The 13,411-nt window shown below is 35.5% G+C and carries 14 protein-coding genes; 5 read left to right on the forward strand and 9 right to left on the reverse strand.

The genetic code is table 11. The features are described from left to right. The first annotated feature begins 46 nt into the window (after positions 1–46). A complete protein-coding gene (locus CES88_RS12745; RefSeq protein ID WP_290734954.1) occupies positions 47–550 on the forward strand; it encodes a rhodanese-like domain-containing protein in 504 nt (167 codons plus the stop codon). Between the two features lie 11 nt (positions 551–561). On the opposite strand, the gene CES88_RS12750 is transcribed toward CES88_RS12745, so the two are convergent. Together CES88_RS12750 and CES88_RS12755 are read right to left on the reverse strand one after the other, a co-directional pair. Continuing rightward, on the reverse strand, positions 562–1,047 hold the full coding sequence (locus CES88_RS12750) for a MarR family transcriptional regulator (protein ID WP_290734955.1): 486 nt from the start codon (positions 1,045–1,047) through the stop codon (positions 562–564). A gap of 79 nt (positions 1,048–1,126) precedes the next feature. Continuing rightward, positions 1,127–1,402 carry a hypothetical protein gene (locus tag CES88_RS12755; RefSeq protein ID WP_290734956.1) on the reverse strand — a complete coding sequence of 92 codons (276 nt, stop codon included), beginning with the start codon at positions 1,400–1,402 and terminating at the stop codon, positions 1,127–1,129. Positions 1,403–1,541: 139 nt separating this feature from the next. Here CES88_RS12755 and CES88_RS12760 point away from each other — a divergent pair, with 139 nt between their 5' ends. Then, positions 1,542–2,327: an endonuclease/exonuclease/phosphatase family protein gene (locus CES88_RS12760; RefSeq protein WP_290734958.1), complete on the forward strand. Its 786-nt coding sequence runs from the start codon at positions 1,542–1,544 to the stop codon at positions 2,325–2,327. Here CES88_RS12760 and CES88_RS12765 read toward each other — a convergent pair. The 5 genes from CES88_RS12765 to mreC all read right to left on the reverse strand — a co-directional run bounded on the left by CES88_RS12765 (position 2,308) and on the right by mreC (position 8,288). Beyond that, positions 2,308–3,615, reverse strand: a complete 1,308-nt coding sequence (locus CES88_RS12765) for a hypothetical protein (protein ID WP_290734960.1) — start codon at positions 3,613–3,615, stop codon at positions 2,308–2,310. The two genes, CES88_RS12760 and CES88_RS12765, sit on opposite strands and share 20 nt — an antisense overlap. 170 nt (positions 3,616–3,785) lie before the next feature. Further along, on the reverse strand, positions 3,786–4,898 hold the full coding sequence (rodA, locus tag CES88_RS12770) for a rod shape-determining protein RodA (protein WP_290734962.1): 1,113 nt from the start codon (positions 4,896–4,898) through the stop codon (positions 3,786–3,788). Then, positions 4,895–6,874: a penicillin-binding protein 2 gene (gene mrdA, locus CES88_RS12775; RefSeq protein WP_290734964.1), complete on the reverse strand. Its 1,980-nt coding sequence runs from the start codon at positions 6,872–6,874 to the stop codon at positions 4,895–4,897. Before mrdA ends, rodA begins: the two co-directional genes overlap by 4 nt. Further along, entirely contained in the window at positions 6,874–7,407 is a 534-nt protein-coding gene (locus tag CES88_RS12780; RefSeq protein ID WP_290734966.1) for a hypothetical protein, read from the reverse strand. The genes mrdA and CES88_RS12780 overlap by 1 nt, the downstream gene beginning before the upstream one ends. After that, a complete protein-coding gene (gene mreC, locus CES88_RS12785) occupies positions 7,404–8,288 on the reverse strand; it encodes a rod shape-determining protein MreC (RefSeq protein ID WP_290734968.1) in 885 nt (294 codons plus the stop codon). Before mreC ends, CES88_RS12780 begins: the two co-directional genes overlap by 4 nt. A gap of 151 nt (positions 8,289–8,439) precedes the next feature. Here mreC and CES88_RS12790 point away from each other — a divergent pair, with 151 nt between their 5' ends. The 3 genes from CES88_RS12790 (at position 8,440) to CES88_RS12800 (ending at position 11,544) form a co-directional block, all read left to right on the forward strand. After that, positions 8,440–9,927 (forward strand): SurA N-terminal domain-containing protein, encoded by a 1,488-nt coding sequence (locus CES88_RS12790; protein ID WP_290734970.1) that lies wholly within the window; start codon positions 8,440–8,442, stop codon positions 9,925–9,927. A gap of 15 nt (positions 9,928–9,942) precedes the next feature. After that, complete coding sequence (locus CES88_RS12795; RefSeq protein WP_290734972.1) at positions 9,943–10,176, forward strand: ferredoxin; 234 nt, start codon at positions 9,943–9,945, stop codon at positions 10,174–10,176. Positions 10,177–10,287: 111 nt separating this feature from the next. Continuing rightward, a complete protein-coding gene (locus CES88_RS12800; RefSeq protein ID WP_290734974.1) occupies positions 10,288–11,544 on the forward strand; it encodes an ectonucleotide pyrophosphatase/phosphodiesterase in 1,257 nt (418 codons plus the stop codon). Positions 11,545–11,602: 58 nt separating this feature from the next. Here CES88_RS12800 and CES88_RS12805 read toward each other — a convergent pair whose 3' ends face one another. Together CES88_RS12805 and CES88_RS12810 are read right to left on the reverse strand one after the other, a co-directional pair. Then, positions 11,603–12,883 (reverse strand): flagellar hook protein FlgE, encoded by a 1,281-nt coding sequence (locus CES88_RS12805; protein ID WP_290734976.1) that lies wholly within the window; start codon positions 12,881–12,883, stop codon positions 11,603–11,605. Between the two features lie 111 nt (positions 12,884–12,994). Beyond that, a complete protein-coding gene (locus CES88_RS12810) occupies positions 12,995–13,405 on the reverse strand; it encodes a TIGR02530 family flagellar biosynthesis protein (protein WP_290734978.1) in 411 nt (136 codons plus the stop codon). Positions 13,406–13,411 lie beyond the last annotated feature (6 nt).

Raw genomic sequence — 13,411 nt, forward strand, 5'->3', positions numbered from 1 at the left:
ATCTTTTTTATATAATACCTATTGAGTATTGTTTAAAAGAGGAAGAATGATGGATTTAAAAATGTTTCAAATGTTAGAGTTTATGAATAATAGGCTCAGCAATATAGAAAAGAATATTTCTAGAATTGACGAAAAATTAGAATTCTCTCTTTCTCTTCAAAGAAACCATCTTATCAGAATTAAAAATGGTGAATTTATAGATGATTCAAATATTTTAATGGGGAAACCTTATAATGACCTCTCCCCTCAGAGGGCATTTGAAATATATCAAAATCAAAACCTAGACTTTCTAGTCTTAGATGTAAGCAAGCCAGACTTTAAATCACGCAAGAACCTTGAGGGAAGTGTGCGAATTCCCCTAGAAGAGCTTCAAACGAGATATGCAGAAATAAATAGTAAGACAACACCGATTCTTGTTTTTTCTGAACAAGGTCTTAGATCAATTCAAGCTTGTGAATTACTTATCAAAAAAGGTTTTTTTAACTTAAATAATGTCTCTGGTGGCCATAGATTTTGGCCAACAGTTTCCGAACAAGAAAGCTCTATTTAGTAATTGGAAAATTAAAAGTCTAAAGTTAGATTTTGAAAAGCCTCTGAAGCTTTTCGTTGAATTTGATTCGTCGTAAGTCTTGTGTGAAAATTTTCGAGAACATGCTCGATTCTGTCCATTTCAACTTCACCGACTAGAAACGAGTAGCTCTGCTCAATATTAGAAAGACACTCAAATAAATTAAGCTTAAACTTTTCACCGTATTCTGTGAGATAGATTTTCTGCTCTCTCTTATCAGAGATATTGACCTGTCTAAAAATATAGCCTCTTTTTTCTAATTCATTTAAATGACTTGTCATGGTTTGCTTTTTTAAACCGCAACCTAGACCAATGTCCTTAATAGAAGGACCTTCATTTTCACAAATATAAAGAAGTACTTCGAGAAAACTTGGACGTAAATCCGTGAAACCTCTAGATTCTAGAACTGAAAGCATTTGAGAATTATACATTCTATAGAGTCTTTTTAATAAACTACCAATATTTGAAACTCTTTTCATAACTCTTACCCACCACATACTGACTACGACTAGTATGTTAATAAGACTATATAACTACGCTAGTCTTAATGAGTCAAGTCTAAGACTCAAACTTTGAGATCGCCATATCTAGCTCTTCCGGCACTTCTTGAAGTTGTTGCGAAGCAATATCATCACCAGACTCTTGTTCATCAAATTGATCTGAAAATTGACTTATTCCTTGCCCAACCATTTCGACTTCAGTTGAAACACTATTATCAACACCGAAAACCCAAAGACTATTCCTAACCTGCCCTATCGAAGTTGCGGCCAATGTCACAGAGCTTGTTGAAATGAATAAAAATAATACAACTGATAACACTCTAGTCAATTTCATCTACCTAACCTCCTGTAATTATTATTTAATTTAATAGTCTACCTAATATAAAGCAAAACGTAGGCCAATTCAGGTAAGTTTTGACATTAGAGGGCCAGTTTGAAAGAATTTATAGAACCTATTTTTCATGGATGAACAAATGGCTAAAATCTTACTCACAGTAGCAGCTGTCTTAATCTCTCTATCGAGCCAGGCTTCCTTTAGCCTCAGTACCCAAAACCTCTGGCACTACACAACTGATTACGAAACAAGACTTCAAAACCTGAATACTTCCTTTAATACAAATCAAGCCGATATTATGAACTTCCAAGAAGCATGGAAGAGTATTGGAGGTAAGAGCTTATATAATGAGATTCTAAATAAAGGTGAATTCCAAAGTCATTTTGTAAGAACAAACAATACAGTTATTATTAAAGAAGGCCTCGCTACAATTTCAAAATTTCCACAAGATGATAAGAAGTTTAATTTTAAGCTTCCACACAGTAAGGTCTTCAGAAGAAGAACAATGCTTGTAACAAAAGTAAAACTACCATCACAGAAAGAAGTATATATTGCAAATATTCACTTAAGTCCTTTTGAAGAAGGTAGAAGTGATAGAGATGATCAGCTACTTTTTGTTTTAAAAACTTTAAAGAATGACTTCTCTCATCTTCCTATTATTATCACAGGAGACTTTAACCAAGAAGAAGATAAGAGTTTCTTTACTCCTCTTATTGCAGCAGGATTTAGTTCGTCGCTAGAAGGGCTATGTACTTATTGTGGAAATGAGAACCCATATGCAAAATCTGAATATGTTAGTAAGTTAGATTATATCTTTTACCAAAAATCATTCTTTGATTTGATAGATGCTAGAAGAATATTTGTAAACAACCCCATTTCTGATCACTATGGACTAAGAGTAGAACTTAAGGATTTGAGAGATTAACGATAAAGTTACCGTACTGATCTCCATCCATAATTTCCTTATCGACACCAATAACTGTAACTTTGCGTCCTAAGATTTTAGACCATTTTCTATTAAACTCTTTAATCGCCTCAAACTCACTCTCCATCCATCTAGACTTGAAATAAGACTCATAACCTTTCCAATTGTAATTAGACTCTCTCATGGAAACAGCAAGGGCCGGGGAATAGATTTTAAAATCGATATCACTTTTCACAAGCCCTTTAACATTAAAATGTTTTCCTGATCTCTTATTCGGATTATTTGAATAGAAAGTCGTAGAAGTTCCATCAATGATAACGTTTCCTGACTCAATTTTTTCAGATTTAAGAGCTAGTGCCAATTCATCTTTAGCCTGCTCAAAAGAGCTTTCTGTAAAACCAAGAGGAACCCTTTTATTCACCATTAACTCAATTTCATTCTCAGTAATACCTTCCTTAAAGGCAGGTCCGTATCCGAACTCTCTCCAACGCTTAACATTTTCGAATTGTCTAATTTTTACATCTAATTCGTTAGCAAGACTCCCCATTACCTTGGCCTTGCTATTTTCTGCAATTAATTGCTGAAACTTACTATACTTCTTTCTTTGAGAAATAAGCTCCTCAGTCATCTCCTCTAACTCAGAGTCAGTAATATGATCTTTATAAAGTATCTTCTTAACATCAGTTACATCTTCTCCTGTTTGGTAGAGATGCTTTCTTCTAATTTCTATTAAATGTTTTATTTTAGAATAATCTATATCGTAGAGTTCAATTGAAATTGGTATATCTTCAATTTTACTATTTTCAGCAAACTCTCTAAGAGCAAATAATCTTCCGTTTCCATCAAAGACAATATAGTTTCCATCATCTGTTTTAACGGCCCTCATTAACATTCTAGACTTAATTGTTTGCTCTTGAATGTCAGTCGTTATAACTTCTGGTACTCCATTCTTTCTTACAAAATCACTTATATTAGCGGCCCTTGCCTTGGTTTTCTCTAGAGACGCTCCCCTATTAATTGGATGAATCGCTTTTAATTTAGAAAGAGGAATATCAATTACTGTTTTACCCCTATTTTGAGCAACTAACTTATATCTTAAAAGTATTGCTACTAGGTTTGACCTATCAAGATGCTGAATCTCTGAAAATTTCTGAGTTAAATATTTTAAGCCTGAAAGATTTGCAAGTTCCGCATTTACTTGATCTGTCTCTATAAAAACAGCACTTACTTGCTTACAAGACAGTTCTGAATCCTTCACCGTTAAAGATGCTGGCAGCCTTCTTTTCACAGAGCTCGTTGTAGAGCACGAAGAAATAGTTAGAAGTAATAGTTAGAAGTAATAGTTAGAAGTAATAGTAGTGAAGTAAAAATGTGAGCTATTCTCATAACTCACTTATCGGAAATTGCTTGATTTTACATTAGAAAAAAGGTCTCCCCACTAATCATAAAATCAATAAGTTAGAAGAGGTTTCTTGAATTACTGATAGACGTTGCAATACCGCAACACATTCCAAATGTTAACAAGCTTGACCCTCCATAACTCATCATTGGAAGTGGCAGACCAACAATAGGCATAATCCCTGTCACCATCCCCATGTTTACAAAGGTATGCCAAAAGAAAATAGACATAATTCCTATAATGACAATGGACTCATAAATCTTGGGGACAGACTGCGCCAGCCATATAAATCGATAGAAGAGAACAATGAATAAGGTAATTAAAAATAATGAACCAACAAATCCGTGCTCTTCATTAAAAATTGAAAATACAAAGTCTGTATGATTCTCTGGGAGATAATTTAGAGAAGCCTGTGAGGACTTTCTAAATCCTTTTCCAATAATCTTTCCCGACCCTATCGCAATTTTTGACTGAATAGCGTTATATCCAGATCCTTTTGCATCTGCTGCAGGATTTAGGAAAGTCACAATTCTTCTTTTTTGATAATCTTTTAAGCCAAATTGATACATGACTCCGCCACTTATTACTCCGATAATGGCAAGTATTGCAATGGTCTTCCATTTAAGCTTTCTATAAAAAGAAATTACAAAGAAGATGAGAAGAATTAAAAGTCCTGTCCCAAGGTCTGGTTCAACAACAATTAAGAGCGTTGGAATAAAAGCTATTAGAAATGGAATAATTAATTGTTTGAAGCCAAGCTCTTTATCTGGATCTCTCTTAGCATACCATCTTGCTAAAACAAGAATTGAGGACAACTTCATAAACTCAGATGGCTGCACTCTAATAGGCCCAATGATGAGCCATCTCTGTGCCCCCATACCTTTATGCCCCAAAATTAGAACAAGGATGAGGAGAAATATATTTACACCATAAATTAACCAGGAAAAACGAAAGAAGTTCTTAGGTTGAATAAAACTTATAATCACTCCGATAAGGAGAGATACGAGATACCATCCAATTTGTACTTTATATAAATTTGCCATTTGTGAACTTACAGATGCATGTGTTGCAGAATAGAGATTTACAACTCCCATCAAAAAAATTGCTGCGCAAATGCCAAAGAAGCTAAAGTCATATTTCTTAAGAGCTTCTAAAATTGCAGATGTATTCATTCATCTTCCTCTGTCGTTTCTTCTTTCTTTAATGCTGCCGCATCCCTTATTTTCTTCTCTTGAAGATAAATTCGCCTCGCTTCCTCTTTATCTTCTTTTTCATATTTTGCGTACAATTCAGGCTCATACTTCTTCATGTAAGTCTCTACAACATTTCGAACAACTGGAGCGGCTGCCCCAGAGCCTGAACAACCATGCTCAACAACTGTGGCAACTGCAACTTTTGGATTATCAAATGGCGCAAAAGCAACAAATATTCCATGATGCCTGTCTTTGTATGGCATATCTACGCATCTAGAAAATAATTCTTTCTTAGACATTGATCTTACTTGAGATGTTCCAGACTTACCGGCCATTCTAATTCCACGCCCTCTATACCACCACGCAGTCCCTTTTCTGTGATTTACTACTTGATAGAGGCCTTTCTTTACGTGCTCTAAAGTCTCAGGACTTACAGTAACTGTATTAACAACTTTAGTAGAAAACTTTTTCTTAATTGTTCCATCACTTGAAAAGATCTCCTTAATCAAATGAGGTTGCAAGAGTTTACCACCATTAGCAATCGTTGCGTAGGCCATTGCAAGCTGTATTGGAGTTGCTAGAACATAAGATTGCCCGATAACACATGAAAGAGTTTCACCTTTTTGCCAAGGCTCACCAGTCTTCTTTAACTTCCATTCTTTATTTGGAAGAAGACCTGGAATCTCTCTAGCAAGAGGCACTCCTGTTCTCGTACTAAAACCAAATTGCTTTGCGTACTTGTAAAGAATATCTATATCAAGTTTTGTTGCAATTTTATAAAAATAAACGTCAACAGATCTTCTTAGGGCCTTATAAACATCAGTTAAGCCGTGACCGTTTCTCTTCCAGTCGTGAAAAACTCTACGACCAAGTCTAAATGTCGGAGGACACATAATTTCTTGAGTTGGGTTAATTAATTTTTCTTCAAGAGCCGCGATAGCAGTAAATGTTTTAAAAGTTGATCCCGGGGAGTAATGCTCTTGAATAGTTCTATCTGTCATTGGTTTATATTCATCTTGACTGAGCTTCTTCCAATATTTTGCTGTTAGTCCCCTAGAAAACTCAGTTGGATCAAAACTAGGTCTAGAGACCATCGCAAGTATTTCTCCCGTGTTAACATCCACAGCAACTGTTGCGCCGACTTTTCCTTCAAGAGAGTCATACGCCGTTTTCTGCATGTCTCTATCAATTGTAAGACGAATATTATTCCCAGGAGTCGCTGGCTTATTTTCAATTCCAGCAAAGAGATTCTTCCCGCCAATCAATCTCTTCATTCTTCCTCTAGCATCAACTTCCATGAATTGATAACCATCTTCTCCACGAAGCTCTAAATCAAAATTCTTCTCAATTCCCGCCTGCCCAATAAAGTCACCAAGCTTATAGTTATAGTGATCTCTTTCTCTATAAGTTGGAATTTGCTGCTGAGAGATTTCAGAAATATACCCTAGGGCATGACTCCCTATTTCTTTATCTGCATATTCTCTAGAAATAAATGTTTGAACACTAACTCCTGGCATTTTTGAGTTTTCTGTTTCGATAACAGCAACTTCTTTTCTAGATATATTCTTCTTTATAATAATTGGGCGATATCTTGCTTGATAAGAGTTCTTTCTCAAAATTCCTTTTACAGATTTCTGACTCATTCCTAAAATCTTTGCTAGCTTTGCAAGAGTTTCTTTCTTATTTGTTAAATACTGCGGAACGATTATGGCATCAAAACGAGGAACGTTTTGAACGAGTAATTGATTATTCCTTGAGAAAATCATTCCTCGCGGAGCCTTTACTGTTTCCTTTCTAAGACGATTTTGAACAGAGTACTTATAAAACTCATCACCTTTATAAATCTGAAGATACCACAGCCTTATCAATATAATAATGAAGCACGCAACAACGATATTGAATATGAGTTCAGCTCTCCCTTTGTGGGAGCGTACGATGTCATCTTCACCAAACATTAAACATCTTCTCCAAGCATTCCTTCGCCACCTGTCTTCCAAATTTTATCTAAAATCGCAAAGAAGAATGGAGCCAGTAATGAAATCACAATACTCTCAGGAACAAATCGCCACATTTTTTCAACAATAAGTGTAAAGCTATTCGTCTTTAGATAGAAAAGTGATGAAACAATCACAAACCAGATAAGTTGGAATATTTGGGTTACAGTAATAGTAATAATTGCAGAAGAGAAATGTAAGACATCTCTTAAGTAGGAAATTACAATACATATAAAAACGCCTGCAATTGTACCTAACTCCCACCCTTCGATTGAGAAAAATGAATGAAAGTATTGAACGATTAATATTAGGACAGCAAGAAATGGCGTTTCTAATTTAAAACCAAGATAGAGTACTATTAAAATATTAAATGGAATTATATATTTTTGAACTCCAAAAGCAGGAAGAAGAGCTGTCGACACAATCTCCAAAACAATTAAAATCAATAGTGTAATAATTAGAGGTATTATTAAGTCTTTAAATTGAGTTCTCACTTATCCTTCCCCTCAGAATTACTATCGAGAGCATTCCACTCAAGGTCTTTCTTTTCATCACTATCGGAAACTAGAACAATAACTTCCTCTAATTTTCCAAAGTTAACACTTGGAGCAATGGTCACATCTTGTGTCATCCCGTAAGACTCTCTCTCAATCCTAGAGACATTCCCAATGAGAATTCCCTTAGGATAAAGATTTCCCAACCCCGAAGTTAAAATTTCATCATTTAAAATAATAGGTTCCGTTCTCTTCACATACTTCATCAAACACTGGCGGTCAGAATCTCCTTCAACAATTCCATGGGCCCTTACTCTTTTCACAAGGGCGTCCACTCTATTATTGGGATCTAAAATTGTGAGAACATCAGCAAAGTGATCAGTAAGTCTATAAATAAACCCAACAAGCCCTTCTCCAGTCACAACTGTTGACTGAAGTTTTAAACCATCAACTAATCCTTTATTAATCCTAAGAACTCTAAAATCACTTGAAGCATCGCGAGCAACAACTTGAGCAAGAATTTTCTTATAAGGTAGCTCCACTCCAAAATCTAGGAGTTTCTTCAAACGAACATTCTCAAGTTCCATTTCTCGAAAAGAAAAAACCTTGCTATTCATCTCTGATAATTTAGTTTTTAATTGTTCATTATCTTTAGATGCATTTACGTTAGCGATATAGTTTTCAAAAACTGAATTGAAACTAGTTTGTACGAAAGTTACACTTTTTTGAATGGGAGCAAAGAAATCTATCATTACATTTTCAAAAGCACTTGTTCTGTGCTGCGCAAAGTCTTTAGTAGAAATACCGTATAACGCAACTGCACAAACCAAGACATTGAGTATAATCTTCGTTTTCTGCCCCTCTCCTTCACCAATTCTCACTTGGTCCATCCTTGAGTTCATTATTTTTTAAAGAGAAGTCCTATAAAGAGTAACTAATTAAGCTTCAACTGCCAATAATCTTTACGGATTTAATAAGTCCGTGGAATAATATGGCACCTAAGAAAATAAATTATTAAAAGGATTTTGCACTATGTCTGAAAATGAAACTACTCCAAAAAAATCTTCAAGTATTTTTGTGACTATCTTCATTGGTTTAATTGTTGTCTCTTTCATGTTCACTGGATATCAAAGTATGACAACATCTCCTAACTCTGTGGCCAAGGTTGGCGACGAATTAGTAAAAGTTGAAGATTACCAAAGAGAGTACAATAGACAGTTAGAGTTTTTCCGCGGCCTATTTGGTGGTAAAGACCTAACAACTCAACAGATTCAACAATTTCGAATCAAAGAAACAGCACTTAGAAATTTAATCCAAGGTAAGCTTACCCTTATTTTTGGAGATAGAATTGGCGTAATTCCAAGTACAGAAGAAGTTAAGGCTGAAATAAAGAAACTTCCTTACTTCCAAGTAAATGGTCAATTTAGCATCAAACTTTACAAAGACCTTCTAGCTGCGAATAGAATGAATCCTACTCAATTCGAAGAAAGTATCATTGATCAAATAAGAGGAGTAAGCGCTGACTCACTTTTCTCTTCAATGCCTATCTCAAATTCATACTTTAAAGATAGCAATGAGTTTAAAAATCAAAAGATTCAGGCAAATATCATTGAAATAGACAAAGAAAGTCTAAGAAAGGATATAAAAGTAACTAAAGAAGAAGTTACAACATATCTTGCAGATGAAACGAATGCCAATAGAGTAAAATCACTATTTACTGATAGAAAAGCATCTCTAGATCAACAAGAACAAGTTAAAGCTAGACATATACTTTTTAAAACGGATGACAAAAATGAAAAGCAAAAGCTTAAGGCCATCACAACACTTAGAAATAAACTGACAAAGAAAAACTTTATCTCTGAAGCTAAGAAACATACTGAAGAGGCCGCAGGAAAAGCAACTGGTGGAGATCTAAAATGGTTCCCAAGAGGTGCAATGGTTCCTGAATTTGATAGCGTTGCTTTTTCAATGAAGCCGGGAACAATATCTAAGCCAGTCAAAACTGCTTTTGGATACCATATTATTTTTGTTGAAGATAAGAAAGAAGCAAAAGTTGCAACTTTAGAAGAGTTTCAAAACCAGCTTGCGACCGAACTTATAAGAAAGAGTAAGAATGTAGAGGTCGAAGCCCTTGCCATGAAAGTAAAAGAAGAAGTGATGAGCGCAGCAAATTCTTCAAAGAAGCTAGGTACTCTAAAGAAAAAATATGGACTTAAAGTCGAAACGGCAAAAGAAATCAATAAGCTAGATGGATCTTCTGGCCAAATTCAGCTAGAAGCTACAAATTTAAATGAAATCTTCAAATCCGGTCTTGAGCAAGACAAACTCTATACTTTCGATAGAGCCAGCAATATTGTCGTTGTAAAATCATCTAAATTTGATAATAAAGACTCAGCAAGCGAGAAAGAGATAGAGGAGAACAATGCTTCTCTTAAGAATATCCTTTCGAAGAAGCTCAAGCAGGAAGTTTTAAAAGATCTTGAGGCTAACGTATCAATTAAAGATTTTGGCGTTCTATAAGTATTAGGAGAAGTAATGGCAGACAAATCAGCAAAATGGGATTTAAACGTAAACGGAAAGTTCTATGTTGATGACCAATGTATTGCCTGTGATGCCTGTATTATGGAAGCTGAAGACTTTTTTGAAATGAACGATGACGATGGTCACGCGTTTGTAAAAAAACAACCAAGTAATGATGAAGAGCTAGAGATGTGTATCTCGGCCCTTGAAGCATGTCCAGTTGAGGCCATAGGTGCCGACGGCGAATAAAATATAATGAGGGATAGTTCAGCTATCCCTTTTTATTGTCCTAAGTGCTCTTTCAATTTTAAAATTTTATCTTCATAATAAATTTAATTATCAATTCAACTAGGATGAATTATGAAATATATTGTTTATATAGCGATTCTTACTTTTCTAGCATCATGCTCAACCAACAAGCCTTATCATATCACTGAAAATAGAGAGAATAGTAAACTTCAAGAAGCTAAGCCATACATTCTTTTAATCTCACTTGATGGCTACAGATGGGACTATACCAAAAAGTATCAACCAAAGTTTCTCTCCCATTTTAAAAAGACCGGTGCTTCAGTCAAAAGCCTAAGACCATCTTTTCCAACTAAGACTTTCCCCAATCACCTGTCTCTTGCGACAGGTAGATATCCAATGAAACATGGAATTGTTGGAAATAGCTTCTATGCTCCAACAATGCGCGAGGACTATTCTTTAAAAAATAAGAAAGCGGTTACTGACCCTAGATTTTATACTGCAAAACCAATTTGGGTTTTGGCCGAAGAACAAAGCCTCCTCTCTGCTACATATTTCTGGCCAGGCTCTGAAGCTAAAATAGATGGAGTTCTTCCGAGTTACTATCTAACTTACAAACACGACACCCCACATGATGAGAGAATAAATACTATTTTAGAATGGTTTAAACTTCCACCAAAGAAGAGGCCACATCTTGCCACATTATATTTCTCAGACGTAGATAGTGCCGGCCATAAATACGGGCCAGATTCAAAAGAAGTAAAACTTGCAATCGAGAAAGTAGATCAATCGATTGAAAAACTAAGTAATGAATTAGAGAAGTTAAAATTACCAATTAATATTATAATTGTATCCGATCATGGAATGGCCAAAGTAGATCCAGCTAAATTTGAGATCATTGCCGATAATGAACTTAAAGAAGAAATTGAATTAAGCTACAAAGTTGTGGGGAGTGGTCCACTTGTTCAATTCTACAAGAATGACCAACCTCAAATTAGTCCTTCCTCTCTGCTTGAAAGAATTAACGAAAAAGCAGAACACTTTAAATGTTACTCTAAAAACAAAACTCCAAAGAAACTAAACTTTAGAGGAAGTGACAGAATTGGTGATTTCGCATGTATAGCAAATAAAGATTGGTCCATCGGCCTATCTAAAGGTCATCTTCCTAAAGGAAATCATGGTTGGTCGCAATTTGATGGAATGGACATGCATGCAATCCTTTATGCAAAGGGGCCACTCTTTAAAAATTCATTTGAGCAAGAAACCATTAACAATATCGATCTCTTCCCACTTCTTGCAAAAACTCTAGGTCTAAAAGTTGATGTAGAAATAGATGGGGACCTTAAAAACTCTATCAAACTTCTAAAATAAAAAAGGGGCACTAGAAAAACTAGTGCCCCTTATATAATCTTTAGGAGAGATTAATTAATTATCTTTTGATATTAAGAACCTGTTGTAACATCTCATCTGCAGTCGTTAGCGTCTTCGCATTCGCCTGGAAGTTTCTCTGAGCCGTCATCAATCCAACAAATTCATTCGCAATATCCACGTTTGAAAGTTCAATTGACTTAGAAAGAACTTCACCTCGTCCAGACTCACCAGGTTTCCCCATTGCTGCTTCACCAGAGTTTCTAGATTCTTTCATAAGGTTCTTACCGACTTTGAATAATCCTTCATTATTCTCAAACTTTGCTACTGCAATTTGAGAAATATCTCTAGACTCGCCGTTGTCATACACAGCAGTTAAAATACCCGCATCATTGAATGACATAGAAGCGAGTGTAGCCGCTGAGAAACCATCCTGAGAGTGCCTAGCGATAGCTGAAGACGATCCATACTGAGTCGACGCTCCAAGACCTTCTCCACCCTCAGCAATTGAATCACCAAAGTTGAATGTAATTTTTTGATCTGGCGCAGCCCCTTTATTAAAGTTAAATGAATTACTTCCTTCAACTTCTTCTTGTAGCTGTCCTTTATTATTGAAGATAATATTACCTTGGGCCATTTCAGAAAACTTACCTGGCTCCCCACCCTCAACGTCAGCCCCATCAACTACTGCTCTATACGTCCATTGATTGTCACCTGTTTTATTGTAGTACATAGTGACAAGTCTAGCCGTACCTATATTATCATATACTGTTACAGAATTTGAAAAGTTAGAAGTTGCATCAGGATCTGCAATGTTAAACTCTCTAATTTCTGCTCTTGAATCGAGGTTTAAATTAAAGTTTACTTTTTCGGAAGCTTGAGCTGGAATTGTCGTACTTCCAAGTTTAACTGGAGCTTCTTTATTAGTTATCTTACCTGTTTCATCTGCTTCAAATCCAACAACTTGATATCCATCAGTATTAACAAGCTCACCCTCTTTGTTAAAGTGAAATGAACCATCTCTTGTGAAACCTTTTCCAAATGGAGCATTAACTTTAAAGAAACCATCACCGTTAACAGCAAGGTCAGTAATATTATCAGTTCTTGCAACATCACCTTGAGTCATTAATGTTTTAATGTGAGCAAGTTTTGTACCCGCACCAAATTGATCACCACCATCAATACCTTTTAGAGAAGTTGCAAGCACATCTTGAAACTCTGCTCTTGAAGATTTGAAACCATTAGTACCAGCGTTGGCAATGTTATCACCAATAACACCCATACCCTGTCCAACAGCGTTTAAACCAGTTACACCAATGTTAAATGAACGTAAAATTCCCATGAAGTCCCTCCTAGACCTTGTATTAAATAAGAATATTTTTCGAAGGGTGTTTAGTAACTACAGACTAAACACAAGGCTTCCGGAAAGGACCAGCCATCAATCTTAAAATACTTAAACGATTACCGTCGAATCAATCTTGGTAAATACGTTTTCTAAAATATTATTTTTATCTATCGCCGTAACAATTCTATTCTTTGGAACGTCGACAATATAAGCGGCCTTATCTGTTATTACTAACGAATCTTGGCCACCTTTTTCTTTTAACTTCGCCATTGCGCCCTTCAACTTGAAGAACTCATCTGAATCCATTGATAAATTTCTTTCTTGTAATCTCTTAGCAGCATGAGTTGAGAGTTGAATCCCATGCTCTTTTCGCGTTTGATCAACTTGATCTTGAAGCAGGGCCTTAAACTCATCACCAGTTTTTCCCTGTCCAATTTTATTTTCTAAGTTAACTTTCTTATCCGAAGGTATCTTCGATACATTTGGAATTAGAATATTGTTAACGTTTGTATTTGCCATTTATTT

The sequence above is a fragment of the Halobacteriovorax sp. JY17 genome, assembly GCF_002753895.1.
Taxonomy (GTDB): Bacteria; Bdellovibrionota; Bacteriovoracia; order Bacteriovoracales; family Bacteriovoracaceae; genus Halobacteriovorax.

What these genes read in the sequence shown, in the direction of transcription:
- CES88_RS12745 (WP_290734954.1), top strand. Translation starts at nt 47, where the DNA reads ATGATGGATTTAAAAATGTTTCAAATGTTAGAGTTTATGAATAATAGG.
- CES88_RS12750 (WP_290734955.1), bottom strand. Translation starts at nt 1,047, where the DNA reads ATGAAAAGAGTTTCAAATATTGGTAGTTTATTAAAAAGACTCTATAGA.
- CES88_RS12755 (WP_290734956.1), bottom strand. Translation starts at nt 1,402, where the DNA reads ATGAAATTGACTAGAGTGTTATCAGTTGTATTATTTTTATTCATTTCA.
- CES88_RS12760 (WP_290734958.1), top strand. Translation starts at nt 1,542, where the DNA reads ATGGCTAAAATCTTACTCACAGTAGCAGCTGTCTTAATCTCTCTATCG.
- rodA (WP_290734962.1), bottom strand. Translation starts at nt 4,898, where the DNA reads ATGAATACATCTGCAATTTTAGAAGCTCTTAAGAAATATGACTTTAGC.
- mrdA (WP_290734964.1), bottom strand. Translation starts at nt 6,874, where the DNA reads ATGTTTGGTGAAGATGACATCGTACGCTCCCACAAAGGGAGAGCTGAA.
- CES88_RS12790 (WP_290734970.1), top strand. Translation starts at nt 8,440, where the DNA reads ATGTCTGAAAATGAAACTACTCCAAAAAAATCTTCAAGTATTTTTGTG.
- CES88_RS12795 (WP_290734972.1), top strand. Translation starts at nt 9,943, where the DNA reads ATGGCAGACAAATCAGCAAAATGGGATTTAAACGTAAACGGAAAGTTC.
- CES88_RS12800 (WP_290734974.1), top strand. Translation starts at nt 10,288, where the DNA reads ATGAAATATATTGTTTATATAGCGATTCTTACTTTTCTAGCATCATGC.
- CES88_RS12805 (WP_290734976.1), bottom strand. Translation starts at nt 12,883, where the DNA reads ATGGGAATTTTACGTTCATTTAACATTGGTGTAACTGGTTTAAACGCT.
- CES88_RS12810 (WP_290734978.1), bottom strand. Translation starts at nt 13,405, where the DNA reads ATGGCAAATACAAACGTTAACAATATTCTAATTCCAAATGTATCGAAG.